This window comes from Ancylobacter sp. TW_SC_1, assembly GCF_056836805.1.
This window is the reverse complement of record NZ_CM166365.1, coordinates 3,433,307-3,460,297: the sequence shown is the minus strand read 5'-3', so window position 1 is coordinate 3,460,297 and position 26,991 is coordinate 3,433,307. Positions and strand designations below refer to the sequence as shown.

The 26,991-nt window shown below is 69.6% G+C and carries 22 protein-coding genes; 21 read left to right on the top strand and 1 reads right to left on the bottom strand.

Going from position 1 to position 26,991, the window contains the following annotated elements:
• The first annotated feature begins 9 nt into the window (after positions 1-9).
• The 8 genes from recJ (at position 10) to AC1PZ7_RS16235 (ending at position 10,520) form a co-directional block, all read left to right on the top strand.
• Positions 10-1,830, top strand: coding sequence for a single-stranded-DNA-specific exonuclease RecJ (gene recJ / locus AC1PZ7_RS16270; protein ID WP_482356247.1), 1,821 nt, complete (start codon positions 10-12; stop codon positions 1,828-1,830).
• A 176-nt stretch (positions 1,831-2,006) separates the two neighbouring features.
• On the top strand, positions 2,007-3,308 hold the full coding sequence (locus tag AC1PZ7_RS16265; RefSeq protein ID WP_482356246.1) for a TIGR03862 family flavoprotein: 1,302 nt from the start codon (positions 2,007-2,009) through the stop codon (positions 3,306-3,308).
• Positions 3,309-3,615: 307 nt separating this feature from the next.
• On the top strand, positions 3,616-3,903 hold the full coding sequence (locus tag AC1PZ7_RS16260; protein ID WP_482356245.1) for a hypothetical protein: 288 nt from the start codon (positions 3,616-3,618) through the stop codon (positions 3,901-3,903).
• Positions 3,904-4,077: 174 nt separating this feature from the next.
• Positions 4,078-5,370, top strand: a complete 1,293-nt coding sequence (locus AC1PZ7_RS16255; RefSeq protein ID WP_482356244.1) for an imelysin family protein — start codon at positions 4,078-4,080, stop codon at positions 5,368-5,370.
• A 7-nt stretch (positions 5,371-5,377) separates the two neighbouring features.
• Positions 5,378-6,838 carry a multicopper oxidase family protein gene (locus AC1PZ7_RS16250; RefSeq protein ID WP_482356243.1) on the top strand — a complete coding sequence of 487 codons (1,461 nt, stop codon included), beginning with the start codon at positions 5,378-5,380 and terminating at the stop codon, positions 6,836-6,838.
• 125 nt (positions 6,839-6,963) lie between these two features.
• Positions 6,964-8,244 (top strand): di-heme oxidoredictase family protein, encoded by a 1,281-nt coding sequence (locus AC1PZ7_RS16245; protein ID WP_482356242.1) that lies wholly within the window; start codon positions 6,964-6,966, stop codon positions 8,242-8,244.
• A 15-nt stretch (positions 8,245-8,259) separates the two neighbouring features.
• Positions 8,260-9,384 (top strand): imelysin family protein, encoded by a 1,125-nt coding sequence (locus AC1PZ7_RS16240; protein ID WP_482356241.1) that lies wholly within the window; start codon positions 8,260-8,262, stop codon positions 9,382-9,384.
• 11 nt (positions 9,385-9,395) lie between these two features.
• Positions 9,396-10,520 carry a DUF1513 domain-containing protein gene (locus AC1PZ7_RS16235; RefSeq protein WP_482356240.1) on the top strand — a complete coding sequence of 375 codons (1,125 nt, stop codon included), beginning with the start codon at positions 9,396-9,398 and terminating at the stop codon, positions 10,518-10,520.
• A 45-nt stretch (positions 10,521-10,565) separates the two neighbouring features.
• Here the strand turns inward: AC1PZ7_RS16235 and AC1PZ7_RS16230 are convergent, their stop codons facing one another.
• The gene (locus AC1PZ7_RS16230) at positions 10,566-11,528 is read right to left on the bottom strand and encodes an endonuclease/exonuclease/phosphatase family protein (protein WP_482356239.1); all 963 of its coding nucleotides are present in this window, start codon (positions 11,526-11,528) and stop codon (positions 10,566-10,568) included.
• A 145-nt stretch (positions 11,529-11,673) separates the two neighbouring features.
• Between AC1PZ7_RS16230 and AC1PZ7_RS16225 the strand changes: the two genes are divergently transcribed.
• From AC1PZ7_RS16225 to AC1PZ7_RS16165, 13 genes are all read left to right on the top strand, one after another.
• On the top strand, positions 11,674-12,834 hold the full coding sequence (locus AC1PZ7_RS16225) for an aminotransferase (RefSeq protein WP_482356238.1): 1,161 nt from the start codon (positions 11,674-11,676) through the stop codon (positions 12,832-12,834).
• Between the two features lie 220 nt (positions 12,835-13,054).
• Positions 13,055-14,365, top strand: coding sequence for an urea ABC transporter substrate-binding protein (urtA, locus tag AC1PZ7_RS16220; RefSeq protein WP_482356237.1), 1,311 nt, complete (start codon positions 13,055-13,057; stop codon positions 14,363-14,365).
• 201 nt (positions 14,366-14,566) lie between these two features.
• A complete protein-coding gene (urtB, locus tag AC1PZ7_RS16215; RefSeq protein WP_482356236.1) occupies positions 14,567-16,189 on the top strand; it encodes an urea ABC transporter permease subunit UrtB in 1,623 nt (540 codons plus the stop codon).
• Complete coding sequence (urtC, locus tag AC1PZ7_RS16210) at positions 16,186-17,340, top strand: urea ABC transporter permease subunit UrtC (RefSeq protein ID WP_482356235.1); 1,155 nt, start codon at positions 16,186-16,188, stop codon at positions 17,338-17,340. Before urtB ends, urtC begins: the two co-directional genes overlap by 4 nt.
• Before the next feature lie 11 nt (positions 17,341-17,351).
• A complete protein-coding gene (gene urtD, locus AC1PZ7_RS16205) occupies positions 17,352-18,167 on the top strand; it encodes an urea ABC transporter ATP-binding protein UrtD (protein WP_482356234.1) in 816 nt (271 codons plus the stop codon).
• Between the two features lie 4 nt (positions 18,168-18,171).
• Complete coding sequence (urtE, locus tag AC1PZ7_RS16200; protein WP_482356233.1) at positions 18,172-18,867, top strand: urea ABC transporter ATP-binding subunit UrtE; 696 nt, start codon at positions 18,172-18,174, stop codon at positions 18,865-18,867.
• A complete protein-coding gene (locus AC1PZ7_RS16195) occupies positions 18,842-19,726 on the top strand; it encodes an urease accessory protein UreD (RefSeq protein WP_482356232.1) in 885 nt (294 codons plus the stop codon). The genes urtE and AC1PZ7_RS16195 overlap by 26 nt, the downstream gene beginning before the upstream one ends.
• A 58-nt stretch (positions 19,727-19,784) precedes the next feature.
• Entirely contained in the window at positions 19,785-20,405 is a 621-nt protein-coding gene (locus AC1PZ7_RS16190) for an urease subunit gamma (RefSeq protein ID WP_482356231.1), read from the top strand.
• A 57-nt stretch (positions 20,406-20,462) separates the two neighbouring features.
• On the top strand, positions 20,463-22,175 hold the full coding sequence (gene ureC, locus AC1PZ7_RS16185) for an urease subunit alpha (protein WP_482356230.1): 1,713 nt from the start codon (positions 20,463-20,465) through the stop codon (positions 22,173-22,175).
• 158 nt (positions 22,176-22,333) lie between these two features.
• Positions 22,334-23,104 (top strand): urease accessory protein UreE, encoded by a 771-nt coding sequence (locus AC1PZ7_RS16180; protein ID WP_482356229.1) that lies wholly within the window; start codon positions 22,334-22,336, stop codon positions 23,102-23,104.
• Between the two features lie 9 nt (positions 23,105-23,113).
• Positions 23,114-23,821 (top strand): urease accessory protein UreF, encoded by a 708-nt coding sequence (locus AC1PZ7_RS16175; protein WP_482356228.1) that lies wholly within the window; start codon positions 23,114-23,116, stop codon positions 23,819-23,821.
• A 32-nt stretch (positions 23,822-23,853) separates the two neighbouring features.
• Entirely contained in the window at positions 23,854-24,507 is a 654-nt protein-coding gene (gene ureG, locus AC1PZ7_RS16170) for an urease accessory protein UreG (RefSeq protein ID WP_482356227.1), read from the top strand.
• 149 nt (positions 24,508-24,656) lie between these two features.
• Positions 24,657-26,942 (top strand): putative bifunctional diguanylate cyclase/phosphodiesterase, encoded by a 2,286-nt coding sequence (locus AC1PZ7_RS16165; protein WP_482356226.1) that lies wholly within the window; start codon positions 24,657-24,659, stop codon positions 26,940-26,942.
• Positions 26,943-26,991: the final 49 nt, after the last annotated feature.

The following is a 26,991-nucleotide window of genomic DNA, read 5'->3' as shown; positions in this document are numbered from 1 at the left end:
TCTCGCGCTATGAGTCTCATCCTCCCCACAGCCGCCCCCCCGCCGCGTCCCTTTCTCGGCGTCGCCTGCTCGGCGACCGGGCGTTTCTGGCGCGAGCGCCTCGACGCGCGCGGCGCGCTGGCGACGCTTGCCATCGTCCAGCGCCATGGCGTGCCGGAGATCCTCGCCCGCGTGCTCGCCGGGCGCGGCGTCGCCATCGACGAGGTCGAGGCGTGGCTCGATCCCACGGTCAAGCGGCTGCTGCCCGATCCCGACACGCTGACCGACATGGTTCCCGCCGTCGCCCGCCTCGCCGATGCCGTCACGCGCGGCGAGAAGGTGGCGGTGTTCGGCGACTACGACGTCGACGGGGCGACCTCCACGGCGCTGCTGGTGGAGGTGCTGCGCGCCGGCGGGCTCGACCCCGCCTTCCACATTCCCGACCGCATCTTCGAGGGCTACGGCCCCAACATTCCGGCGATCGAGGCGCTGGCGGCGCAGGGCGCGACGCTGCTGGTGACGGTCGATTGCGGCACGATGAGCTTCGAGCCCTTTGCCCGCGCCGGCGAACTCGGCCTCGACGTGGTGGTGATCGACCATCACCAGGCCGGCGAGACGCTGCCGCAGGTGGCGGCGCTGGTGAACCCCAACCGGGCCGACGACCTCTCGGGCCTTGGCCATCTCTGCGCCGTCGGGCTGGTCTTCGTGACGGCGGTCGGCCTCGTGCGCGAGCTGCGCCGGCGCGACTGGTGGAACGCGGCGCGCCCGGCACCGGATCTGCTCGCCTCGCTCGATCTCGTCGCGCTCGGCACCGTGGCGGATGTGGTGCCGCTGCTCGGGCTCAACCGCGCCTATGTCACCAAGGGGCTGATCCAGCTGCGCAAGCGCGAGCGCCCCGGCCTGACGGCGCTGATGGACGCGGCGCGGCTCTCCGGCCCGCCCAAGGCGTGGCATCTCGGCTTCCTGCTCGGGCCCCGCATCAATGCCGGCGGGCGCATCGGCGACGCGGCCCTCGGCACGCGGCTTTTGCTGACGCACGACCCCATCGAGGCGCAGGCCATCGCCGCCGAGCTGGACCGGCTGAACACCGAGCGCCAGCAGGTCGAGCGCGCCATCGTCGCCGAGGCGGAAGCCGAGGCCGAGGCATCGCTGGGCCTTGCCGGGGAGGGCGCGGTGGTGCTCTCCAGCGGGCAGGGCTGGCATCCCGGCGTGGTCGGTCTGGTCGCGGCGCGGCTGAAGGAGAAGTTCGGCCGCCCGGCCTTCGCCATCGCCTTCACCGGCGAGAGCGGCGCCGGCTCGGCCCGCTCAATCCCCGGCGTCGATGTCGGGCGCGCGGTGCGCGGCGCGGTGGAACTCGGCATCCTGGTCAAGGGCGGCGGCCACGCCATGGCGGCGGGCCTGACGGTGGCGCGCGGCCGGCTCGGCGATCTGCGGGCCTATCTGGAGGAGGCGCTCGCCGTGTCGGTGGGGACGGCGCGGGCGGTGGACGAGACGATGATCGACGGCGCGCTCTCCGCCGCCGGCGCGACCCCCGACCTCGTCGATCTGATGGAGCGGGCCGGCCCCTTCGGTGCGGGCAATCCGCAGCCGATCTTCGCCTTCCCCGCCCATCGCGTCGTCTATGCCGAGCCGGGCAATTCCGATCAGGTGCGGCTGCGGCTGCGCGGCTCGGACGGCACCATGATCTCCGGCGTCGCCTTCCGTGCGGCGAACGCGCCGCTCGGTCAGGCGCTGCTCGCCGCGCGCGGCCAGCAGGTGCATGTGGCGGGTACGCTGGAACTCGACACCTGGCAGGGCCGCACGCAGGTGAATCTGCGTGTGAGCGATGTCGCCAGCCCGCAAATCGGGTGATTTCCCATGACTTTGGACAGGTTTCCGGAATCGACGACCAAGCGTGTTGAATCACCGCCTGAAGCGGCGGCGCACGTGCGGCGGCATGCGGAATCACTGTTCGCGCCGCAGCCGTCAAACCATTGGCGCGGCGCCGAAAGCCGGCGGCGGCGCCCACTGAATCGGAATGTCAGCCGGTGAACGCAAGCCACGGCAGCGACTCGCCAATTCCGCATGTCGTCGTCATCGGCGCCGGCCCGGCGGGATTGATGGCGGCTGAGACGCTGGCGGCGGGCGGCTGCCGGGTGACGATCCATGACCGCATGCCCTCGCCGGCGCGCAAATTCCTCATCGCCGGGCGCGGCGGCCTCAACCTCACCCATTCCGAGCCGCGTGCGCGCTTCCTCGCGCGCTACGGCGCGGCGGCGCACTGGCTGACGCCGCTGCTCGATGCCTTCCCGCCCGGCCGGCTGCGGGCCTGGGCGTCGGGCCTGGGCGAGCCGACTTTCGTCGGGTCGAGCGGGCGGGTGTTCCCGACCAGCTTCAAGGCGTCGCCGCTGCTGCGCGCCTGGCTCGGCCGGCTCGATGCGCTCGGCGTGCGGCTGGCGAGCCGGCAGCGCTGGCTCGGCTGGACCCGCGAAGGCGCGCTGCGCTTCGAGACCCCCGAGGGCGACATCGAGGTGGCGGCGGATGCGGTCGTGCTGGCGCTCGGCGGGGCGAGCTGGCCGCGCCTCGGCAGCGATGGCGGCTGGGCCGACATATTGTGGGAAGAGGCCATCGAGGTCGCGCCGCTGCGGCCGGCCAACAGCGGCGCGCGGATCGCCTGGTCGCAGGCGTTCGGCTCCCGCTTCGCCGGCACGCCGCTCAAGCGCATCGCGCTCACCGTCGACGGGGCGAGCGTGCGCGGCGAGGCGATGATCGATGGCGCCGGACTGGAGGGCGGGGCGGTCTATGCGCTCTCGGCGGTGCTGCGCGAGGCGATCGCCCGCGACGGCCGGGCGGAACTGCGTGTCGACCTGCGGCCGGATGTGACGGAGGAGGCCCTCGCGGCGCGGCTCGCCGCCAGCCGCAAGGGTGAATCGATGGCGAACCGCCTGCGCAAGGCGGCCGGCCTCGCCCCCGCCGCGGCCGGGCTGCTGCGCGAAGCCGGTCCGCTTCCCGCCGAGCCGGCGGCGCTGGCGCGGCGGATCAAGGCGCTGCCGCTGGAGGTGACGGGAATGGCGTCGCTTGAGCGCGCCATCTCCTCGGCCGGCGGCATCGCCCGTTCGATGGTCGACGACCGGCTCATGCTGCGCGCGCGGCCGGGCGTGTTCGTCGCCGGCGAGATGCTGGACTGGGAAGCGCCGACCGGCGGCTATCTGCTGCAGGCCTGCTTCGCCACCGGCCATGCCGCCGCCTGCGGTGTGCTCGCCCGGCTGGGCCGGCCGGAACCGCAGGGCTGGCACGGGGCGTGGGAAGCGGCCGATAGCGGGCAGGAGAAAGCGCGGGACGACGGCTGAGGGAGCGCGTGCCGTCGTCCCGCGCGGTTCACGAGACCTGCCGGGAAAACGGCCTCGCGAAGGGTTCGCCGGTCAAGTCGACGGCCGCATCTTGGTATTTGCGGTTCGTCCGTGGCGTTGCGCAGATCAATACGCTCGCCGAACGCGCCGCACAATGATTATCTTCCGATATTATTATAGTTCTAAACTATTCACCCGACGTTTTACTTGTGCGCAGGAGTTGTTCCGGCCTCAGCCTTGCGCCGGCGTGGTGCCGGGGCTACCTCCTTGCGACGGGTGGGCTCCGAGGGGTAGCCGGAGGAAGGTCATGGCACGTCTGTTTTTCCGCCGGGGAGCGGCCGGCGAGGCGGCGCCCGACGCCGCCCGCGAGCTTGCCGCTAAGGCGCGGGCGCTGCTCGGCGTCGGCGAGGAGACCACCATCTCGATCAGCGAGATCGCCTGCGGCGACCCGGCCTGCGGCGGCGCCGAGACGGTCGTGCTGGTGATGCGCCCCGGCCGGCGCACCGAGGCGGCGAAGCTGATGAAGCCGCTTTCCACCGTCAGCGATGCCGAGCTGGCCGAGGCGCTGCAGCCATTGCTTGACGTAGCGTCGTGAATGGCGGCGAGGCCGTCAAGTATTGCCGCGGATTTACAAGATATATTGCCCTGCGGCACACATGTTCCTAGTATGAAAACATTCTAAAGTGCGCTCGAAGACTTGCGACTGCTTGTTGCAGTGGCGTAGGAGTGTCCCGCTATGGCGCCTCGGAGGCGCGGGAGGAGACATTCCATGCGAGCCAGATCACTGTTCGCGGCGCCGCTCGTCGCGGCCTTCGCGTTCGGAGCGGCCTTCGTCGGCGGCCCGGCCCTCGCCGACACGGCGGCGCCGAAGGTCCGCGACATCGTCGCTACCTATGCCAACATCGCCGAGGCGATGTACGGCGACAGCCTGAAGACCGCCAAGGACCTTCAGGCGGCCGTCGGTGCCTTCATCGCCGCGCCGACCGAGGCCAATCTCGACGCGGCCAAGGCGGCGTGGAAGGCGGCGCGCGTTCCCTACCAGCAGACCGAGGGCTATCGCTTCGGCAATTCCATCGTCGATGATTGGGAAGGCCGCGTGAACGCCTGGCCGCTCGACGAGGGGCTGATCGACTATGTCGACAAGGGCTATGGCGAGACCTCGGACGAGAACCCGCTCTACACCGCCAACGTGATCGCCAACACCAAGATCCGCGTCGGCAAGAAGACCATCGACGCCACCAAGATCACCCCGAAGCTGCTCGACAGCCTGCAGGAGGCCGGCGGCGTCGAATCGAACGTCGCCATCGGCTACCACGCCATCGAGTTCCTGCTCTGGGGCCAGGACCTCAACGGCACCGGAGCGGGCGCCGGCAAGCGGCCCGCGACCGACTACTCGACCACGAACTGCAGCAACGGCAATTGCGAGCGCCGCGCCGCCTACCTCAAGGCCGCGACCGACCTGCTGGTCACCGATCTCGAAGACATGACCAAGGAGTGGGGCGCCAAGGGCAAGGCCCGCGCCGCCGTGGCGAAGCAGAAGGACAAGGCCGCGCTCGGCACCATCCTCACCGGCCTCGGCTCGCTCTCCTATGGCGAGCTGGCGGGCGAGCGCATGAAGCTCGGCCTCATCCTGCACGACCCGGAAGAGGAGCATGACTGCTTCTCCGACAACACCCACAACTCGCACTATTACGACGAGCTGGGCATCGCCTCGATCTATCGCGGCAAGTACACCCGCGTCGACGGCTCGGTCGTCGAGGGCGCGTCGGTCGCGGCCTATGCGTCCGCCAAGGCGCCCAAGGCCGCCGAGGAGGCCGACGCCAAGATCGACGCCGCGCTCGCCGCGCTGAAGGCGATCAAGGACGAGGCCGACAGCGGCAAGCAGGCCTATGACCAGATGATCGGCGAGGGCAATGCCGCCGGCAACGCGCTGGTGCAGAAGGGCGTGGAGTCGCTCGTCGCCCAGACCCGCGCCATCGAGGGCGTGGTCGGCGCGCTGAAGCTCAAGATCAAGGTCGAGGGCTCGGACAGCCTGGACGATCCGTCCAAGGTCGGCGAGTGAGTTTGCCATGAACACCGGCGGCGCGGGTCTCTCGCGCCGCGCCTTTCTCGGCGCGGGCGCGGCACTCGGTGGGCTGGCGCTGCTCGCGCCGAGCCGTACCGGGCTGGCGCGCGCGCCCGCGCCCTTCGTGCCGACGCGGGAAGTGACGCTGACCGCCGGCGAGACGGAGCTGAGGCTGCTCGGCCCCGACAAGCCGGCGACGCGCGTTCTCGCCTATGACGGCGCGCCGTTCCGCACCCTGCGCCTGCCGCGCGGCACGCGGCTCAAGGCGACCTTCGTCAACGGCCTCGACGAAGGCTCCACGCTGCATTTCCACGGCATCCGCATGCCGAACGAATTCGACGGCGTGCCCACGATCACCCAGCCGCTGATCCAGCCCGGCGGGCGTTTCGTGCATCTTCTGCCGCTGGACGATCCCGGCACCTTCTTCTTCCATCCCCATTGCGACGAGACCGGGCAGGCCGGCAAGGGCCTTGCCGGCGTGCTGATCGTCGAGGATCCGCGCGATCCGGCCTTCGATGGCGAGCATGTGCTGTGCCTGAAGGACTGGCGGCTGGCCGACGACGGCGGCTTCCTCGCGCTCTCCGAGCCGGACGGCGCCGCCAAGGCCGGCACCTTCGGCGCGACGCGCACGGTCAATGGCGCGGCGTCGCTTGATCTGACGGCGCCCGCTGGCGGCGATGTGCGCCTGCGCATCCTCAACATCGATTCCACCCGCATCATGGATATCGGCGTCGAGGGCGGGGAAGCGTGGCTGATCGCGGTGGATGGCCACGCGCTGAAGCCGGTGCGGCTCGACGACCTGCCCGACGGCATCTGGCGCATGGGCCCGGCGCAGCGCATCGACCTGCATGTGCGCATGCCGATGGACGGCAGCCCGGTGACGCTCGGCGATTACCGCGCCGCCGACATCTACACCTTCGCGACCCTCACCGCCGAGGGCCGCGTGGCCAAGCCGCGCAAGGGGCCGCTGGCGCTGCCCAAGCCCGACCTGCCGCGGCCCGACATGAAGAAGGCCGAACCCTTTTCCTTCACCCTGCAGCAGGCTACCGACGCGGCGGTGAAGGACATCGGCCTGCCGCCGGACGACCCCTTCGCCAAGGCGCTGATCGACAGCCTGTGCGTCGGCTCGGCCACCTATTGGGGCATCGATTCGCAATCCTGGCCCGCCGGTGCCCGCCGCAACGTGCCGCCGCCGCTGGCGCGCATGACGGCCGGGCGTTCCTACCGGGTCGCGATCAAGAACGAGACGCGCTTTCCGCACCCCGTCCACCTGCACGGCCATGCCTTCGAGGTGCTGACCTCCAGCCTCGGCCGCCTGCCGCGCCACTGGGCCGATACGGTGCTGGTGCAGCCGGGGGAGGCGGTCGAGGTCGCCTTCGTCGCCGCGCCCGGCGACTGGGTGTTCCACTGCCACATCCTGGAGCATATGGAGACCGGGATGATGGGCTATTTCCGGATCGTGTGATGGAGCGTGGTCGCCATTTTGCGCAACCGACGTGGTCCTCGAAGCAGGGAGGATTCGGCGAAGGAGTCTCTCCTGGGTCCCGGATCGGCGCCGCGCTGCGCGCGGCTGGTCCGGGAAACAGCGACGTGTCCCGGACAAGCGACGGCGAAGCCGGAGCGCCGATCCGGGACCCAGCGCAAAACTCGCGCGGCCCCGTCTTCTTTTGCCTTTTCAAGGCCGTCGTTCTCTCCGCTCTCGCGCTCTCCACTCCGGCCACCGCCGAGGATGCACGCCTCGACGCCGCCATCGGCAAGGCGCTGTTCGAGCGGCCCTGGGTGCCGGCGCCGAGTTCGACCCGCGCCAATGACGGGCTCGGCCCGCTCTTCGACGCGCGCTCCTGCTCGGCCTGCCATCCCGGCGGCGCGGGGCGCGGGGCGACGGCGCTCGACGACAAGGGGCGGCCGGACGGGCTCGGTCTGGTGCTGTCGCTGTTCCGCGAGGATGGCGGGCCCGACCCGGTCTATGGCCACCGGCTGGAGACGATGACGCTGCCGGGCATCGCTGCGGAAGGCGCGATCGGCGTGGCGGGCGAGAGCGGCCGCCGTGTCCCGCGCATCGACGAGGCCGGCTACGGTCCGCTCGATCCGGCCACCCATGTCTCGCTGCGCGCCGCCCCGGACCTGCGCGGGCGCGGCAAGCTGGAACGGGTCGACGACGCGGCGATCCTCGCTTTGGAAGACCCCGACGACCGCGACGGCGACGGCGTGCGCGGCCGCGCGCGGCGGCTCGACCACCCCGAGGGCGGCTCCTCCATCGGCCGCTTCGGCTGGAAGGCGAGCCATCCCACCCTGGCCGGCCAGACCTCCGAGGCCTTCGCGCTCGATCTCGGCCTGTCGACGCCGCTGCGGCCCGAGCCGTGGGCCGACTGTACCCAGGCGCAGACCGCCTGCCGCAACGCCCCGCACGGGCGCGACGCCGAGGGCGAGCCGGAAATCTCCGGCGCCATCGTGGATCGGATCGTCGCCTATCTGCGTGGCCTCAAGGTGCCGGAGGGCGGCGACGACCGGCGCGGGGCGAAGCTGTTCGCCGCCACCGGCTGCGCCACCTGCCACCGTCCCTCGCTGCCGACCCGCGACGGCGGCGGCGTGGCGCTTCATACCGACGTGCTGCTGCACGACATGGGCGAGGGGCTGGCCGATCCAGCCGGCGTGCCGGGCGCCGCCGCCAGCGAATGGCGTACCGCGCCGCTCGCCGGCCTCTCGCGCTCGCTGGCGCGCGGGCTCGGCCTGCTGCACGATGGCCGCGCCGCCACTGTCGCCGAGGCGGTGCGCTGGCATGGCGGTGAGGCGAGCGGTGCGCGGGCGCGCTTCGAGACGCTGGATGCGAAGCAGCGCCAGACACTGATCGACTATGTCTCTTCCCTCTAGAGCGAGACCGACCCCATGAACCGATCCCCCTTCGCCGTGGCGCTGGCGCTGGCGAGCCAGATCGGGCAAGCCGCGCAGGGCGTGCCGGCGATCGCCGCCGCCACGACGCTGATCACCACCATCCTCGTCGGGCGTGCCCAGGCGGCCGCCGTTTCGGCGCCGGAGGTGGTGGAGAGCTGGCTGCTGCCACGCTACGACACGCTGCTGGCCGGCGCGAAAGCGCAGCAGCAGGCGTGGGACGCCTTCTGCAAGGCGCCCTCGGCCGAGGGCGTGAAGGAACTCAAGGCGCGTTTCGCGGCGGTGTCGGACGCCTGGGCGGCGGTGGAGTTCATCACCTTCGGCCCGGTCATGCTGTCGCTGCGCCCCGACCGCTTCAACCTCTTTCCGGAGCGGCGCAACGCGGTCGGCCGCTCGGTGGCCGAGCTCGTCGCCGATCCGACCGACGAGCGGCTGCAGCCGGCGCGCTTCTTCCGCCTGAGCGCGGCGGCGCAGGGCCTGCCGGCGATGGAGCGCGTGCTCTATGACGAGGGCGCCGCGGCGGCGCTGCTCGCCGGGCCGGAGGCCGCGCGCCGCTGCGCGCTCGGCCAGGCGATCGCCCTCAATCTGGCGACCATCGCGCAGGAGATCCGCACCGGCTGGGGCGGCAGGAGCGAAGGGCTGCTGGCGCAGCTTCTCGCCGGCAAGTCCGACCCGGTCTATTTCCCCGAGCCCAACGCGCTGCTCAGCCAGATCGTGACCGACCTCGCCGGCGCCTATCAGCGCGTCGTCGACCAGCGCCTGCTGGTGGTGCTCGGCAAGAGCGCGGACGAGGCCAGGCCGCTGCTGGCCGACCGGCGCCGCAGCGGGCTCTCCAGGGAGACGATCGTCAGCATCATCGACAGCGCCGGAGCACTCGCCGCGGCGCTCGCGCAGGGGCTGGACGCGAAGGATCAGGCGAGCCTCGCCCGGACGATGCAGGCGGCGCGCGATGCCGCCGCCGCGCTTCCCGAAGACATCGGCGAGGCGGCGACCACGGTCGAGGGCCGCAAGACGCTGGAGGCGACGGTCGCCGTCTTCAAGGCGGCACAGGCGAGCGTCGCCAAGCCGCTGGCGGCGGGCCTCGGCGTGCCGCTCGGCTTCAACGCCCTCGACGGCGACTGAGGGAGGCAGGGATGGGTTTTCTCGATCTCTCCCGCCGTTCGCTGCTGGGCACGCTTGGCGGCCTTGCGGCGGTGCCGCGCGTGCTGTTCGCCAGCGGCGCCTCATCGGCGGCGCATGCGCAGGACCACCTGCTGGAGGCGGAATGGCTCGCCACCGCCGGCGTCGATGACGGATTCGCGCCGGTCGTGCTGACGCCGGATTTCGGCGCGACGCCGGTGGGCAGCGGCGCGCAGCGCCTGCACTGGGTCGAGCCCAGCCCGGACGGGCGCACCGCTGTCGCCGTCGCCCGCCGGCCCGGCACCACCGCCGTGCTGTTCGACCGGCGCGCCGGCGCTGTGCTCGCCACCTTCGAGCCGGGCGCCGGCCGGGTGTTCTCCGGTCATGGCCGCTTCATCGATGGCGGCCGGCGCTTCCTCGCCGTCGAGATCGAGCGCGCGAGCGGGCAGGGCGTGGTCTCGCGCCGTGTCGTCGAGGCGGCCTTCGCCATCGAGGCGGAATGGGCCTCCTCCGGCATCGGCCCGCACGACATGCTGCCGGCCGGCGGCACGTTCGTCGTCGCCAATGGCGGTGTCGAGCCGCACACGCCGGAGGCGCTGGGCGCCGAGATCGCCGGCTCCGGCATCGCCCGGCTCGACCCCGAAACCGGCGAGGTGCGCTGGACGGCCGAACTGGGCGACGACCTTGCCTCGCTCTCGCTGCGCCATCTGACGTCCGGGGCCGACGGCTTTACCGTGGTCGCGGCGCAGGACCTGCTGGCCGACGGCGTCGCCCGGCCGCTGCTCTATGCGGTGGCGCCGGAGTGCCTGCGCGCCTTCGAGGCGCCGGAGGAGGCGTGGCGGGGGCTGCGCACCTATGTCGGCTCGGTGGCGCTCGACGCCTCCGGTGCCTATGTCGCGGCGGCGAGCCCGCGCGGCAACACCATCGCCGTCTGGCGGCGCGACGGCCGGTTCGTCGGTGCGCTGCCGCTGGTCGACGGCTGCGGCCTCGCGCCGACGCGGCAAGCGGGGCAATTCCTCGCCACCAGCGGCCTCGGCGAGACGGTGCTGATCGGCACCGATGGCGACAATCTGGGCGTGGTCGCGCGCCGCTCCGGCGGGCCGCGCTACGACAACCACGCGACGCTGGTTCTGATGTAGGCGCGCGCGGCACGGGACGGCCCGTGCCGCGCGGCTGCTGCCCGCTCAGAACCGGACGGTGGCCATGGTGGCGCGGTGGTCGGACGGCCACGGCGTGACGACGATGGCGGCTTCCGGTGCCTTCTCGCCGACGATGCCGGCCTTGAGCACGGTGAGGCCGGGTGCGCGGCCATAGGTGAAGTCGATGCGGTCGTGGTGGTCGCTCGGGTCGGTGGGCTCGGTGGTGGTGGTCCAGGTCATGCCGGGCGTCTGTGCCGGATCGGGATGGGCCACGCGGAACAGGTCGAGGAAGCCCGCCTCGCCGGTCATCCGCAGCGAGGTCGGCCAGGCGACGGCGAGAGGCTGACGCCCGGCCTTCACCGCGCCATCCGTCCAGTCGAGATGGGACGGCTCGTTGAAATCGCCGAACACGAAGACCGCGTCGGCGCCGTCCGCCGCCTTCAGGTCCTGCATGAACAGGTCGATGGCGGGCCCGCGGGCCGCCTTCGCGGCGGCGATCGCCTCATCGGCGGACTTCAGCAGCGGCGCCGGGCCGTACTCGATGCCGAGAAGCTGGTAGGGCTGATACGGAAAATCCGGCAGATGCAGCGAATAGGTGAAGACCTTCCGCCCCTTGACGTCGATCTGGACGCCGAGGTCGTTCGCCGTCGGCTGGACGATCGGGTAGCGGCTGAGGATGGCGCCGCCCCAGAGCGCGGGGTTCCGCTTGGCCTGATCATAGTAGAAATAGCCGAGCCGGCCGGCGATGTCCTTCGCGACGCTGGGGCCGGTGGGCACGCAGTTGTCGGCGTCGCAGGGGTCCGGCTCCGGCTGCGTCTCCAGAAGCCCGATGATGTCGGGATTGACCGCCTTGATGACCGCGACCGTCTCGTCGACCGACTTGCCGTCATTGGCGCCGCCGCCCCAGATGTTGAAGCTCATCACCGTCAGTTCGATCGGCTCGGCGGCGTACGCCGCCGGCGGCATGAGGGCGGACGCGATCAGCGACGCCATCAGCAGATGTTTCATTTCGCGGCTCCTCGATGTTGGGGCGCAGGGCTTAGGAGGAACAGTTAACGCTGGTATGACAGTGCCTGCGCGGGGAGGGTGCCCTTTTCTTTGCGGACGAGGCCGGGGATAAGGTGGCGACCTCGTCGCCGCCGCTGGAACCGCCATGAATCAGCTCTTCGCCGCCCTGCCGACCACCGTGTTCGAGACCATGTCGCGCCTGGCGCGCGAGCATGACGCCGTCAATCTCGGCCAGGGCTTCCCGGACGATCCCGGCCCGCTCGACGTGCGCCAAAAGGCGGCGGAAGCGGTGCTGAACGGCTGGAACCAGTATCCGCCGATGATGGGCACGCCGGAACTGCGCCGCGCCGTCGCCGCCCATTACCGCGACTGGCAGGGGCTCGACCTCGATCCGGAGGCCGAGGTGATGATCACCTCCGGCGCCACCGAGGCGATCGCCGGCGCGCTGCTGGCGCTGATCGAGCCGGGCGACGAGGTGGTGCTGTTCCAGCCGCTCTACGACGCCTATCTGCCGCTGGTGCGCCGGGCCGGCGGGGTGCCGCGCCTGGTGCGGCTGGTGCCGCCGCACTGGCGGCTGACCGAGGAGGCGCTCGAAGCCGCCTTCACGCCGCGCACCCGGCTGGTGCTGTTCAACAATCCGCACAATCCGACCGGCCGGGTGTTCGATCGCGACGAGCTGGAACGGCTCGCCCGCTTCTGCGAACGCGCGGGTGCCGTGCTGGTGAGCGACGAGGTGTGGGAGCACGTCATTTTCGACGGGCAGGAACATCGTTCGGTGCTGTCGCTGCCGGGAATGCGCGAGCGGGCGGTGAAGATCGGTTCGGCCGGCAAGATCTTCGGCATGACGGGCTGGAAGGTCGGCTTCGTCTGCGCCGCGCCGGAACTCATGCGGGTGCTCTCCAAGGCGCACCAGTTCCTCACCTTCACCACGCCGCCGTCGCTGCAGCAGGCGGTGGCCTACGGGCTCGGCAAGGAGCGCGACTGGTTCGTGTCGATGCGGGCCGGCCTGCAGCGCTCGCGCGACCGGCTGGCGCAGGGGCTGCAATCCCTCGGCTTCACGGTGCTGCCCTCGGCCGGCACCTATTTCCTCAACGTCGATCTCGCCCCGCTCGATCCGGCGCTGCGCGACGAGGCGTTCTGCCGGCGGCTGGTCGAGCACGCGCGCGTGGCGGCGATCCCGGTCTCGGCCTTCTATGCCGAGCAGCCGGTGGAGACGGTGATCCGCTTCTGCTTCGCCAAGGAGGACGCGACACTCGACCGTGCGTTGCAGCGCCTTAGCGGCTTCGACGCGGCGCGGATGGGGTGACGAACCCATCGCCTGTATACAAACGATGGGTTCTGCGTGCCGATCTGCGCAAATGCGAACTATTTTGCGTATAAATTAGGCAGATGTTTCCGCAACGGAGGGCTTCGCCGGTCGAACGGCGTTGATCGGCCCGGTCGCCGCCCTTGGCACGCAGGTTGCACTCCCTTCTCCCCGGCACGCGGACGGGGGTCCTGCGTGCGAACTCCAGAAGGGAAACTAGATGCTGAACATGTTCACACATGCGCGGCGCATGGCCGGTCGCGCGCTCGTCGGCGCGGCTGCGCTGACGCTGGCCGGTGCCGGCGTTACGGCGAACGCGCAGGAAACGATCAAGGTGGGCGTGCTGCACTCGCTGTCCGGCACCATGGCGATCAGCGAAACCACGCTCAAGGACACCGTGCTGTTCATGGTGCAGGAGCAGAACGCCGCCGGCGGCGTGCTCGGCAAGAAGCTCGAGGCCGTGGTGGTCGATCCGGCCTCCAACTGGCCGCTCTTCGCCGAGAAGGCCCGCGAGCTGATCGAGAAGGAAAAGGTCGCGGTGGTGTTCGGCTGCTGGACCTCGGTGTCCCGCAAGTCCGTCCTGCCGGTGTTCAAGGAGCTGAACAGCATCCTGTTCTACCCGGTCCAGTATGAGGGCGAGGAGAGCGAGCGCAACGTGTTCTACACCGGCGCCGCGCCGAACCAGCAGGCGATTCCCGCCGTCGACTACCTGATGGCCAATGAGGGCGTGCAGCGCTGGGTTCTCGCCGGCACGGACTACGTCTATCCGCGCACCACCAACAAGATCCTCGAAGCCTATCTGAAGTCGAAGGGCGTCAAGGCCGACGACATCATGATCAACTACACGCCGTTCGGTCATTCCGACTGGCAGACCATCGTCGCCGACATCAAGAAGTTCGGTTCGGCCGGCAAGAAGACCGCCGTCGTGTCGACCATCAACGGCGACGCCAACGTGCCGTTCTACAAGGAACTCGGCAACCAGGGCATCAAGGCGACCGACATCCCGGTCGTGGCCTTCTCGGTCGGCGAGGAAGAGCTCGCCGGCATCGACACCAAGCCGCTGCTCGGCCATCTCGCCGCGTGGAACTACTTCCAGTCGGTGGACGTGCCGGAAAACGCCGCGTTCATCAAGAAGTGGCAGGCCTACACCAAGAACGACAAGCGCGTGACCAACGACCCGATGGAAGCCACCGTCATCGGCTTCAACATGTGGGTCAAGGCGGTCGAGAAGGCTGGCACCACCGATCCGGACGCGGTCATCGACGCGCTGATCGGCGTCACCGTGCCGAACCTGTCGGGCGGCTACTCGGCGATGATGCCGAACCACCACATCACCAAGCCGGTGCTGATCGGCGAGATCAAGGAAGACGGCCAGTTCGACATCGTCGAGCAGACCCCCGGCCTGATCGTCGCCGAGGAATGGTCCCCCTATCTCGAAGGTTCCAAGGACCTGATCGCCGATTGGCGCAAGCCGCTCAACTGCGGCAACTTCAACGTCAAGACCGGCAAGTGCGGCGGCGCCGGCCAGTGAGGCCGTCGTCCGGGCGGCATCCATCCGATGCGGCCTGAGCCGTTCGATACAACCGGCCGCCCGCGGGCGGCCGGTCCCGGCCTCGCCGATCCGGCCATTGCGGGCGTCGCTCCCGCGAGGTCGCGCGCACCGGGACGCGTACCGCCGTCGCCGCCGGAGACCCTGCTCCGGCAATCCGCAGCGCCACATCGACGGACGATGATGACCACAAGCGCTCGACTTTGCCGCCTGACCCGCGTGCTCCTCGTCGCACTCGCCGTCCTGTTCGCCGCCGCCTGGAACGGGCGCGCCGCGGCGCAGGACATCGGCGCCGCGCTGACGCAGCTCACCACCAACAAATATGACGATACCGAAGCCGCGCTCTCGGCGCTGGCGCTGAGCGGCAGTCCCGCCGCCGCCGGAATCGTGTCGGCGCTGGCCGACGGCAAGCTGGTTTTCGGCGGCATGCCGCCGCGCGTCTTCATCCAGGGCGAGGGCGGGGCGCTGCTCGACCCGCTGACGATGCAGCCCGTGGCGGACCCGCCGGCGGTCAAGCCGGTCCGCGTCAACAACCGCATCCGCCGCGCCATCGAGGCGGCGAACGGGGCGCTTTCGCTGGTCAGTCCGGATCCGGCCAAACGTCTGGAGGCCGCCGTCGCGGTCGCCCGTTCGCGCGACGAGGCGGCGCTGCCGGCGCTGGACGCGGCGCTCGCCAAGGAGAGCGATCCGAAGGTCAAGTCGGCGATGACGCTGGCGCGGGCCTCCCTCCTCATCGGCAAGGAGGGCATCACCCCCGCCGAGCGCATCGCCGCCGTCGAACTGGTCGGCGCGGAAGGCAACCAGGACGCGCTCGCCATCCTGCGCTCCGTGCCCGACAGCGCGGCGCCCGAGGTGAAGCAGGCGGCGGCCGAGGCCATTGCCGGCATCGAGCGCAATCTCGCCCTGTGGAGCATGGCGCAGAACGTCTGGTACGGCCTCTCGCTCGGCTCGGTGCTGCTGCTCGCCGCCATCGGCCTCGCCATCACCTTCGGCGTCATGGGCGTCATCAACATGGCGCATGGCGAGATGGTGATGCTCGGCGCCTACACCACCTTCGTCGTGCAGGAGGTGATCCGCACCTACAATCCCGGCCTGTTCGACTGGTCGCTGATCATCGCCATCCCGCTCGCCTTCCTGTTCACCGGGCTGATCGGCGTCATCATCGAGCGGACCGTGATCCGCTTCCTCTATGGCCGGGCGCTGGAGACGCTGCTCGCCACCTGGGGCATCTCGCTGATCCTGCAGCAGGCCATCCGCACCATCTTCGGCCCGACCAACCGCGAGGTCGGCGCGCCGAGCTGGATGTCCGGCAGCTTCGAGATCGGCCATCTGGCGATCACCTCCGGCCGCCTCTGGATCATCGTCTTCGCGCTGCTGGTCTTCGTGGCGCTGCTGGCGACCCTGCGGCTGACCCGCATCGGCCTCGAAATGCGGGCGGTGACGCAGAACCGCCGCATGGCGGCGTCCATGGGCATCCGCACCAACTGGGTGGACGCCATGACCTTCGGCCTCGGCTCCGGCATCGCCGGCATGGCCGGCGTCGCGCTCAGCCAGATCGACAACGTCTCGCCCAATCTCGGCCAGAGCTACATCATCGACAGCTTCCTCGTCGTGGTGTTCGGCGGCGTGGGCAATCTCTGGGGCACGCTGGTCGGCGCCATGTCGCTCGGCATCGCCAACAAACTGCTTGAGCCCTATGCCGGCGCCGTGCTCGGCAAGATCGCGCTGCTGGTCATCGTCATCCTCTTCATCCAGAAGCGGCCGCGCGGCCTCTTCGCCCTCAAGGGGAGGTCGATCGAAGCATGAGCACGCTCGACACGCGTCCTCCGGCGCTGCTCACCACCAGCGGTCTGATCTTCCTCGGCGTCCTCGCCGCGGCGGTCGTTCTGGTGCCGGCGCTCAACCTGCTCACCACGGCGGATTCGGCCGTGCATGTGCCGACCTATGTCGTCTCGCTGCTCGGCAAATATCTGTGCTACGCGCTGCTGGCGCTCTCGGTCGATCTGATCTGGGGCTATGTCGGCATCCTGTCGCTCGGCCAGGGCGCGTTCTTCGCGCTCGGCGGCTACGCCATGGGGATGTACCTCATGCGCCAGATCGGCACGCGCGGCGTCTATGGCGACCCGGTGCTGCCGGACTTCATGGTGTTCCTGAACTGGAAGGAACTGCCCTGGTTCTGGTACGGCTTCGACATGTTCCCCTTCGCCGCGCTGATGGTGCTGCTGGCGCCCGGCCTGCTGGCGCTGGTGTTCGGCTGGTTCGCCTTCCGCTCGCGCGTCACCGGCGTCTACCTGTCGATCATCACCCAGGCGATGACCTTCGCCCTGCTGCTGGCCTTCTTCCGCAACGACATGGGCTTCGGCGGCAATAACGGCCTGACCGACTTCAAGGACATACTCGGCTTCAACATCCAGGCGGACGGCACGCGGCTCACCCTGTTCGCGCTCTCGGCGGTGGCGCTGGGGCTTGGCTACGTGCTGTGCCGCTTCCTCGTGCGCTCGCATTTCGGCAAGGTGCTGATCGCCATCCGCGACGCCGAAACCCGGGTGCGCTTCGCCGGCTACCGGGCGGAGAACTACAAGCTGGTCGCCTTCGTGGTCTCGGCCATGCTGGCGGGCCTCGCCGGCGCGCTCTACGTGCCGCAGGTCGGCATCATCAACCCGTCGGAATTCTCGCCCGCCAACTCCATCGAGATCATCGTCTGGGTGGCGGTGGGGGGACGCGGCACGCTGGTCGGCGCGGCACTCGGCGCAGTGCTGGTGAACTACGCCAAGACCTACTTCACCTCCGGCATGCTGGCCCCGTACTGGCTGTTCATGCTCGGCGGGCTGTTCGTCGCGGTGACGCTGTTCCTGCCCAAGGGCATCGTCGGCACCTATTACGACTGGCGCGAGAAGCGCCGGCCGCATGACGACATGCCCGGCGCGCCGCTCGCCGCGCCGAAGCCGGCCGAGTGAGGGAAAGCGACATGACCGACATCGCGACGCTCGATCCCGCCACGGAAGCCGCCGAACCGGCACCGGCCGCGAAGAAGGAACTGACCGAGGCGCTGCTGTACCTCGATGCCGTCACCGTCACCTTCGACGGCTTCCGGGCGCTGAACGCGCTGTCCTTCACCGTCGACCCCGGCGAGATGCGCGCCATCATCGGCCCGAACGGCGCCGGCAAGACGACGATGATGGACGTGATCACCGGCAAGACCCGTCCCGACCGGGGCGACGTGTTCTTCAATGGCGGCACGACCGACCTGACCAAGCTGGACGAAACCCAGATCGCCACCCTCGGCATCGGTCGAAAGTTCCAGAAGCCGACCGTGTTCGAGAGCCATACCGTCATCGACAATCTGCGCCTGGCGCTGAAGGGCCAGCGCCGGGCGCTGCCGAACATCTTCCGAAAGGAATCAGCGGCGGCGCGCGAGCGCATCGACGCGATCTTCGAGACCATCAAGCTGACCGAGCACCGCCACCGCCTCGGCGGCGCGCTCTCGCACGGCCAGAAGCAGTGGCTGGAGATCGGCATGCTGCTGGCGCAGGATCCCAAGCTGCTGCTGGTCGACGAGCCGGTCGCCGGCATGACCGACGCCGAGACCGCGCAGACCGCCGAATTGCTGCGCGAGATCAACGCCAACGGCCACTCGGTCGTCGTCGTCGAGCACGACATGACCTTCGTGCGCGACCTCGGCGTGCGGGTGATGTGCCTGCACGAGGGGTCGGTGCTGGCGGAAGGCACGCTCGATCAGGTCAGCGCCAATGAGCGCGTCATCGAAGTCTATCTGGGACGCTAGGCGCATGCTGGAAGTCGACGACATCAATCTGTTCTACGGCGCGGCGCAGGCGCTGCGCGGCGTCTCGCTCACCGCCGAGCCCGGCAAGGTGACCTGCGTGCTCGGGCGCAACGGCGTCGGCAAGACCAGCCTCATGCGCGCCATCGTCGGGCAGGCGCCGGTGGCCAAGGGCGCGATCCGCTTCAACGGCGCCGACATCACCACCATGGCGCCCTCCGAGCGGGCGCGGCGCGGCATCGCCTTCGTGCCGCAGGGCCGCGAAATCTTCCCGCTGCTCACCGTCGCCGAAAATCTGGAGACCGGCTTCGCGCCGCTCAAGCGCGCCGACCGCTTCATCCCGGACGACGTGTTCTCGCTGTTCCCGGTGCTGGATTCGATGATGCGCCGGCGCGGCGGCGACCTCTCCGGCGGCCAGCAGCAGCAACTCGCCATCGGCCGGGCGCTGGTGATGCGCCCCAAGGTGCTGGTGCTGGACGAGCCGACCGAGGGCATCCAGCCCTCGATCATCAAGGATATCGGCAACGCCATCCGCTATCTGCGCAGCAAGGGCGACATTGCGATCGTGCTGGTCGAACAGTATTTCGACTTCGCCAAGGAACTCGCCGACCATTTCATCGTGATGGAACGGGGCGCGGTGGTGATGTCGGGCGATGGTGCCGCCCTAGAGGATCCCGATGTTCGTAACCGCATTGCCGTCTGACGCCGTCGCCGCCACCACCATCCCGGTCGAGCGGCGGGGACAGGGGCGGCTGCTGGTCGAGGCGCAGACGCTCGAAGGCCGCACGGTGCGCGGGCGGATCGAGGAAGAGGGGTTCGCCCGGGTGCGATTCCCGCGTTCGGGCCGGCGCGGCCGCTCGCTCGAGGCGGTGATGATCAACACCGGCGGCGGCCTCGCCGGCGGCGACAGGGCGCAGACCTGCCTGCATGCCGGGCGCGATGCCCAACTTGTGGTCACCACCCAGGCCGCCGAGAAGATCTATCGCTCGGACGGCGCGGTCTCGCGCATCGAGGTCGAGCTCGCCGCCGAGGCCGGCGCCACGCTCGACTGGATGCCGCAGGCGACCATCGTCTTCGATGGCGCCCGCATCGACCGCTCGATCGCCGCCGCCGTCGCGCCGGACGCGCGTCTGCTGCTGGTCGAGCCGGTGGTGCTGGGCCGCACGGCGCATGGCGAGCGCCTGTCACACGGCCAGTTCCACGACAGCTGGCGCATCCGCCGGGGCGGCCGGCTGGTCTATGCCGACGGCATGCAACTCGACGGCGACATCGCCGCCACGCTGGATCGTCGCGCCACCGCCGGCGGGTGGGCGGCCTTCGCGACGCTGCTGCTGGTCTCGCCCGATGCCGAGGGGCGTCTTGAGGCGGTGCGCGGGGTGCTCGGCCTGTCGGGCGAGCCGCCGGACGCATTGCCCGAGGGCCTCGATGCCGGGGCGAGCGCCTGGGACGGCATGCTCTCGGTCCGGCTGCTGGCGCGTGACGGCGCGCCGCTCGATTCCGCGATCCGGCGCGTCCTCGCCGCGCTCGGCGTCGGGGAGATCCCGCGCATCTGGCACTCCTGATGCAAGTAGCCTTCGCTTTTTGCCTGATATTCGCCTTTGCAGAGCCGGAGACGTATCGATGAACCTCAGCCCGCGCGAGAAGGACAAGCTCCTGGTCGCCATGGCGGCCCTGGTGGCGCGCCGCCGTCTGGAGCGCGGCGTGAAGCTCAACTATCCCGAGGCGGTGGCGCTGATCACCGATGTGGTGGTGGAGGGCGCGCGCGACGGCAAGACGGTCGCCGAGCTGATGACCCTCGGCACCACGGTGCTGACCGGCGCGCAGGTGATGCCGGGCGTGGCCGAGATGATCGTCGAGATCCAGGTCGAGGCGACCTTCCCGGACGGCACCAAGCTCGTCACCGTGCACGAGCCGATCGCCTCCAGCCATGGCGCCGGAGCGCCCGGCGAGATGCTGGTGGAGGAGGGCGAGATCGAGCTTCTGGTCGGGCGCGACTTCGTTTCGCTGACCGTCGCCAACACCGGCGACCGCCCGATCCAGGTCGGCAGTCACTACCATTTCTTCGAGACCAACCCGGCGCTGGCCTTCGAGCGGGACAAGGCGCGCGGCATGCGCCTCGCCATTCCCTCGGGTACCGCCGTGCGCTTCGAGCCCGGCCAGAGCCGCGAGGTCAGGCTCGTCGCCCTCGCCGGCAAGCGGGAGGTCTACGGCTTCCGCCAGGACGTGATGGGCAAGCTGTGACGCCCGCCCGCCAGGACTGCACGCGCCCTCAACGGATTGCCTGAAACGGATCGCCCCATGTCCATCAAGATTTCCCGCGCCAGCTATGCCGAGATGTTCGGCCCGACCACCGGCGACCGCGTGCGGCTCGCCGATACCTCGCTCGTCATCGAGGTGGAGAAGGACTTCACCGTCTATGGCGAGGAAGTGAAGTTCGGCGGCGGCAAGACCATCCGCGACGGCATGGGCCAGTCGCAGGTGATGCGCGCGGAGGGTGCGGTTGATACCGTCATCACCAATGCGCTGATCCTCGATCACTGGGGCATCGTGAAGGCTGATATCGGCATCCGCGACGGGCGCATCCACGGCATCGGCAAGGCCGGCAACCCGGACATCCAGCCGGGCGTCGACATCGTCATCGGCGCCTCGACGGAGGTGATCGCGGGCGAGGGCAAGATCATCACCGCCGGCGGCTTCGACAGCCATATCCATTTCATCTGCCCGCAGCAGATCGAGCACGCGCTGATGAGCGGCGTGACCACCATGCTCGGCGGCGGCACCGGCCCGGCGGCGGGCACCAACGCCACCACCTGCACGCCCGGCCCGTGGCACATCGAGATGATGCTGCGCGCCTTCGACAGCTTCCCGGTCAACCTCGCCCTGTCGGGCAAGGGCAACGCCTCGCTGCCGGGCCCGCTGGTCGAGCAGATCGAGGCCGGCGCCTGCGCGCTCAAGCTGCACGAGGACTGGGGCACGACGCCGGCGGCGATCGACAACTGCCTGTCGGTGGCGGACGAGTACGACATCCAGGTGATGATCCACACCGACACGCTCAACGAGAGCGGCTTCGTCGAGGACACCATCGCCGCCTTCAAGGGCCGCACCATCCACGCCTTCCACACGGAAGGTGCCGGCGGCGGCCATGCGCCCGACATCATGAAGGTCGCCGGCCTGCCCAACGTGCTGCCGTCCTCCACCAATCCGACGCGGCCCTTCACGGTGAACACACTCGACGAGCATCTCGACATGCTCATGGTGTGCCACCATCTCGACCCGCTGATCGCCGAGGATCTCGCCTTCGCCGAGAGCCGCATCCGCAAGGAGACCATCGCGGCGGAGGACATACTGCACGATCTCGGCGCCATCTCGATGATGAGCTCCGACAGCCAGGCCATGGGCCGGCTCGGCGAGGTCGTCACCCGCACCTGGCAGACCGCGCACAAGATGAAGCTGCAGCGCGGCCTGCTGCCGGGCGATAGCGAGCGCAACGACAATGCCCGCGCCAAGCGCTACATCGCCAAATACACCATCAACCCGGCCATCGCGCACGGCGTCTCCCGCCATATCGGCTCGGTGGAGAACGGCAAGCTGGCCGACCTCGTGGTCTGGTCGCCGGCCTTTTTCGGCACCAAGCCGGACATGGTGATCAAGGGCGGCACCATCGTCGCGGCGGTGATGGGCGACCCCAACGCCTCCATCCCGACCCCGCAGCCGGTGCATTACCGGCCGATGTGGGGCGCCTATGGCAAGGCGCGCACGGCGACCTGCCTGACCTTCGTCTCGCAGGCGGCGATCGACCTGAACGTCGCCGCCAAGCTCGGGCTGGAGAAGCGCACCGTGGCGGTGGAGAATGTGCGCGGCGGCATCTCCAAGGCGTCGATGGTTCACAACAGCGCGACCCCGCATCTGGAGATCGACCCGGAAACCTATGAGGTACGTGCGGATGGTGTGCTGCTGACCTGCGCGCCCGCCACCGAACTGCCCATGGCGCAGCGCTACTTCCTGTTCTAAGGGTGGGGGCTACCGCTTGGGCCCGGCATCCTTCGAGGCTCGCTTCGCTCGCACCTCAGGATGACGTGGCTCTCACGGTGACGTCATCCTGAGGCGCCGGCCAGAAGCCGGCCCCGAAGGATGCTTCGCCAGAGCCCTGCTACAATCGGAGTTTCGCCATGATCCGTGCCCGCCAGATTCTTCCCACGGGTAGCTGGGATGTCGCGACCGCTGCCGACCGCGTGGTGCTGCCTCACGACGGGCGCTATCGCCGGCGCATCGCCATGCGCGGGGAGGGCGACGTCGCCTTCCTGCTTGACCTTCCCGAGGCGACGCGGCTGAAGGATGGCGACGGGTTGAAGCTGGAAGACGATCGCATCGTCGCGGTGGTCGCCGCCGAGGAGCCGGTGGCGGAGATCGTGGCGCGCGATCCGCATCACCTCGCGCGGCTCGCCTGGCACCTCGGCAACCGCCATGTGCCGGCGGAACTGCTGGCCGACCGCATCCGCATCGCCCGCGACAGCGTGCTGGAGGAGATGGCGCGCGGCCTCGGCGCGAGCGTCGAGGTGGTGGAAGCGGCCTTCGAGCCGGAGGGCGGCGCCTACGAGGCAGCCGAGGCGCACGGGCACCATGCCCATCATGATGACCATGACCACGCGCACGGCGACGCATGCGGCTGCGGCCACGACCATCATGGCCACGAACATCATGATCATGAGCATCATGATCATGCCGATCACGGTCATGAGCACGGCGATAAGGCCCACGCGCGCGACGTGCTGCACGTCCACGGCGAGGGCCACGGTCATGAGCATGCTCACGAACATGGTCACGCCTGCGGTTGTGGCCACGACCACGGCCATGATCACAGCCGCAATGACGAGCACCACGACCACGATCACCAAGGCCACGAGCACAGCCACGATCATGGCCACCGGCACGGGCACTAGGATCGGCGGATGAGCGAGGCATCCGGTGCGCCGGAGGGCGCCTCGCCCGATCTGCTGGCTCTTTTCGTGTGGCTTTCGCCGGCCTATCCGGTGGGGGCCTTCGCCTATTCGCACGGCCTCGAATGGGCGGTGGAGACGCAGGACATACGCGACGCCGCCACGCTGATCGGCTGGGTCGACGACCTGCTGCGCCACGGCGGCGCGTTCGCGGACGCGGTGCTTCTTGCCCATGGCTTCCGCGCCGTGCGCGCGGCGGACGAGCGCCAGCTCGTCGAGGTTCTTGAACTCGCGGCGGCCTTTGCCCCGTCGCGCGAACGGCAGATGGAGACGCTGAACCAGGGCGACGCCTTCATCGCCGCGACGCGCGCCGCCTGGCCGGCGCCGGTGCTGGAGCGGCTTTCCGCCATCTGGGATGGGCGTGTGGCCTATCCGGTCGCGGTCGGGATCGCGGCGGCGGCGCACGGCCTGCCGCTGCCGGCGACGCTGTCGGCCTATCTCAACGCCGTGGCGTCGAACCTGATCTCGGCCGCCGTGCGCCTCGTGCCGCTCGGCCAGACCGACGGCAACAAGGCGCTGGCCGCCGCGACGCTGACCGCGCGCGAGGTCGCGCCACGCGCCGCGCAGGTGCCGCTGGAACGGCTCGGCGGCGCCGCGCTGAAATCCGATATCGCGTCGATGCGGCACGAGACGCAGTACACGCGACTGTTCCGAAGCTGAAGGCGAGGGGGAATTCCATGGCGGGAGGTTCTATGGCAGGCGACACCAGCGGCCCGCTCAGGGTGGGGATCGGCGGGCCGGTCGGGTCGGGCAAGACGGCGCTGATGGAAGCCCTGTGCCGGACCTTCCGCGAGCGCTACGACCTTGCCGCCATCACCAACGACATCTACACCAAGGAAGACGCGGAAATTCTCACCCGCGCCGGAGCGCTGCCGGCCGAGCGCATCATGGGCGTGGAAACGGGCGGCTGCCCGCACACCGCGATCCGCGAGGACGCTTCCGCCAATCTCGCCGCCATCGCCGAGATGCGCGGGCGCTTTCCCAAGCTCGACCTGATCCTGATCGAATCCGGCGGCGACAACCTCGCCGCGACCTTCTCGCCGGAGCTGGCGGACCTCACCATCTACGTGATCGACGTCTCGGCGGGCGAGAAGATCCCGCGCAAGGGGGGGCCGGGCATTACCCGTTCGGACCTCCTGGTGATCAACAAGGTCGATCTGGCCCCGCTGGTCGGTGCTTCGCTCGAGGTGATGGACCGGGATTCGCGACGCATGCGCGGCCGCCGGCCCTTCGTCTTCGCCAATGTCCGGGCGGGCGACGGCGTCGCGGAAGTGGCGCGCTTCATCGAAGAGGCCGGCGGTCTCGGTGGTAGCGAGGTCTCCTGCGAGCGGGCGGCGCAAGCTTGACGGAGTTCCTAGACTCCTGGTTGCGGATAGGCTCGTATAGACCTCGTCGACCTTTGTTTGTGGGGCGCTGACGAGGTCGACGAGGAACATGACGCGGCGTAACGTTCAATAAGTCGTTTTGACGCTCCTGCCGATCCACCTGGTGTGCGATGGCGTATCCGATACCGGAAAACGAAGCTGAGCGGCTTGCTGAGCTTCATGCACTGGAAATTCTGGAGTCGGGGCCTTCGGCCGCGCTCGACGGCGTGTGTGTGCTCGCCCGCGAGATACTCGGTGTTCCCAGCGTTGCGGTTGCCCTGCTGGACAGCGACCGGCAATGTTTCAGGGCCAAGGCCGGCGCCGACATGGACGGCACGTCGCGCGAAGATTCCTTCAGCGCCTGGACCATTGCCTCGTCCGAGTTGACGCTCGTGCCGGATGCGCGTCTGGATCCGCGCTTCGCGGAGAACGTCTATGTCACCGGCGAACCGCGCATCCGCTTCTATGCCGGCGTGCCGCTCGCGCTGCGGGCAGGTCTCAATATCGGGACCCTGTGTCTGTGGGGGCCGGAGCCGCGCACGCTGACCGCGCCCGAGATCGAGCTTATCAACCACCTGGCGCGCATCGTCGTCGACCAGTTCCGCCTGCACGAGGCGACGAGGCGGACCCGGCGCGAGCTGGATCATCGACGCATCAGCCAGCGTCTGCTCGAAATGCAGAGCCGCGAGCTCTGGCGCCGTCAGAACCTGCTGGCGCAGACCGAGCGGCTGGCGAAAGTCGGCGGCTGGGAATTCGACGTGGCGACGGACCGCCTGAACTGGTCGGATGGCGTGTATCGCATCTACGGGCTGACGCCCGGCATCGAGCCCGACAAGACACAGGCGCTGTCGCATTTCCCTCCGGAGGCGCGTCAGCTTTTCCTGAAGAAGCTCGAGGCGGCCCTGCGCGATCGCGAGCTTTTCGAGATCGAGCTGCCCTTCGTCGATGCGCATGGCAATCATCGCATCGTGCGCAAGACCTGCGAGTTGGAGACCGACGGGGAGACCGTCATCCGCGCATTCGGAATCCTTCAGGACATTACCGAGCAGAAGGAAGCCGAGCAGCGCATGTGGCACATGGCCAACCACGACGCGCTGACCGGGCTGCCCAATCGCGGGCTGATGCGCGAGCGGCTGGAGATGGCGCTGCGCCGCTCGCGCCGCTCGCACCGTCATGTCGGCGTGCTGCTGGTCGATCTCGACCAGTTCAAGGACGTGAACGACACGCTCGGCCACGATGCCGGCGACGCGCTGCTGGTCGAGGCGGCCAATCGGCTCGGCGCCTGCATCGGCGACGCGGACATGGTGGCGCGGCTGGGCGGCGACGAGTTCATCGTCCTGCTCACCCGGATGGAAAGCCCGACCGATGCGATGGTCACGGCACAGCATCTCCTCGCCGCCCTGAGCGTGCCGTTCAACTATCGCCGCACCGCGCTCTCCGGCCGCGGCAGCATCGGCATCGCCGTGGCGCCGGAGCACGGCTCGGATCCCTCGACGCTGCTCAAGAACGCGGACATCGCGCTGTACCGTGCCAAGGCCGGCGGGCGGGGCATCGCCGTCGAATACGACACGCAGATGCAGCAGGCCACGGAGAAGCGCATCCAGCTTTGCGCACGCGTGCGGCTGGCGCTGAAGAATGGCGAGATGCAGCCCTATTACCAGCCGAAGGTTTCGCTGCGCACGGGTGCCATCGTCGGCTTCGAGGCCCTGCTGCGCTGGCGGCACCCGCGGCGCGGTCTTCTCGGCCCCAAGGAGTTCGGGCAGGTCTTCGATGACCCCGACCTCGCCGGGCTCATCGGCGAGCGGCTGCTGGACCTGACGACCCGCGACATGGTTTCCTGGGCCGCGCTCGGCTGCGATTTCGGCCATGTCGCCATCAACGTGACCTCGTCGGAATTCGTGCGCGGCGGCCTGCCCGAGCGCGTGCTCACGGTGCTGGACAATCTCCACATCCAGCCCGAGCGCCTGGCCATCGAGGTGACCGAGACCGTGTTCCTCGGGCGCGGGACGGAAGTCGTCCGGACCAGCCTTCAGTCACTCAATCATGCGGGTGTGCTCATCGCGCTGGACGATTTCGGCACCGGCTACGCCTCGCTGACGCATCTGAAGCAGTTTCCTGTGGACCGCATCAAGATCGACCGCTCTTTCGTGCAGGACATCGAGCACGACGTTGATGACGCGGCGATCGTGCGGGCCGTCATCACCCTCGGGCAGAGCCTCGGGATCGAGACGGTGGCGGAGGGCGTCGAAACGCTCGCCCAGGCTGAGTATCTCCGCGCCAATGGCTGCGACCTCGCGCAGGGGTTCCTGTATTCCAAGGCCCTGCCGGCCTCGCGCGTGCCAGCCCTTCTGCGCAGCTGGGATCCGTCCGGTGTCGTCGACGCGAATCCGGGGCGACCCGTCGATATCGCCATCTGACGCCGGATCGGCCGGCCGATCCTGCGCCATCGTCGCGTTCCTCTGGTAT

What these genes read in the sequence shown, in the direction of transcription:
- ureG (WP_482356227.1), top strand. Translation starts at nt 23,854, where the DNA reads ATGGCAGGCGACACCAGCGGCCCGCTCAGGGTGGGGATCGGCGGGCCG.
- AC1PZ7_RS16235 (WP_482356240.1), top strand. Translation starts at nt 9,396, where the DNA reads ATGGGTTTTCTCGATCTCTCCCGCCGTTCGCTGCTGGGCACGCTTGGC.
- AC1PZ7_RS16165 (WP_482356226.1), top strand. Translation starts at nt 24,657, where the DNA reads ATGGCGTATCCGATACCGGAAAACGAAGCTGAGCGGCTTGCTGAGCTT.
- recJ (WP_482356247.1), top strand. Translation starts at nt 10, where the DNA reads ATGAGTCTCATCCTCCCCACAGCCGCCCCCCCGCCGCGTCCCTTTCTC.
- AC1PZ7_RS16250 (WP_482356243.1), top strand. Translation starts at nt 5,378, where the DNA reads ATGAACACCGGCGGCGCGGGTCTCTCGCGCCGCGCCTTTCTCGGCGCG.
- AC1PZ7_RS16225 (WP_482356238.1), top strand. Translation starts at nt 11,674, where the DNA reads ATGAATCAGCTCTTCGCCGCCCTGCCGACCACCGTGTTCGAGACCATG.
- AC1PZ7_RS16190 (WP_482356231.1), top strand. Translation starts at nt 19,785, where the DNA reads ATGAACCTCAGCCCGCGCGAGAAGGACAAGCTCCTGGTCGCCATGGCG.
- urtE (WP_482356233.1), top strand. Translation starts at nt 18,172, where the DNA reads ATGCTGGAAGTCGACGACATCAATCTGTTCTACGGCGCGGCGCAGGCG.
- urtA (WP_482356237.1), top strand. Translation starts at nt 13,055, where the DNA reads ATGCTGAACATGTTCACACATGCGCGGCGCATGGCCGGTCGCGCGCTC.
- AC1PZ7_RS16230 (WP_482356239.1), bottom strand. Translation starts at nt 11,528, where the DNA reads ATGAAACATCTGCTGATGGCGTCGCTGATCGCGTCCGCCCTCATGCCG.
- AC1PZ7_RS16240 (WP_482356241.1), top strand. Translation starts at nt 8,260, where the DNA reads ATGAACCGATCCCCCTTCGCCGTGGCGCTGGCGCTGGCGAGCCAGATC.
- AC1PZ7_RS16255 (WP_482356244.1), top strand. Translation starts at nt 4,078, where the DNA reads ATGCGAGCCAGATCACTGTTCGCGGCGCCGCTCGTCGCGGCCTTCGCG.
- AC1PZ7_RS16175 (WP_482356228.1), top strand. Translation starts at nt 23,114, where the DNA reads ATGAGCGAGGCATCCGGTGCGCCGGAGGGCGCCTCGCCCGATCTGCTG.
- ureC (WP_482356230.1), top strand. Translation starts at nt 20,463, where the DNA reads ATGTCCATCAAGATTTCCCGCGCCAGCTATGCCGAGATGTTCGGCCCG.
- urtC (WP_482356235.1), top strand. Translation starts at nt 16,186, where the DNA reads ATGAGCACGCTCGACACGCGTCCTCCGGCGCTGCTCACCACCAGCGGT.
- urtB (WP_482356236.1), top strand. Translation starts at nt 14,567, where the DNA reads ATGACCACAAGCGCTCGACTTTGCCGCCTGACCCGCGTGCTCCTCGTC.
- AC1PZ7_RS16260 (WP_482356245.1), top strand. Translation starts at nt 3,616, where the DNA reads ATGGCACGTCTGTTTTTCCGCCGGGGAGCGGCCGGCGAGGCGGCGCCC.
- urtD (WP_482356234.1), top strand. Translation starts at nt 17,352, where the DNA reads ATGACCGACATCGCGACGCTCGATCCCGCCACGGAAGCCGCCGAACCG.
- AC1PZ7_RS16195 (WP_482356232.1), top strand. Translation starts at nt 18,842, where the DNA reads ATGTTCGTAACCGCATTGCCGTCTGACGCCGTCGCCGCCACCACCATC.
- AC1PZ7_RS16180 (WP_482356229.1), top strand. Translation starts at nt 22,334, where the DNA reads ATGATCCGTGCCCGCCAGATTCTTCCCACGGGTAGCTGGGATGTCGCG.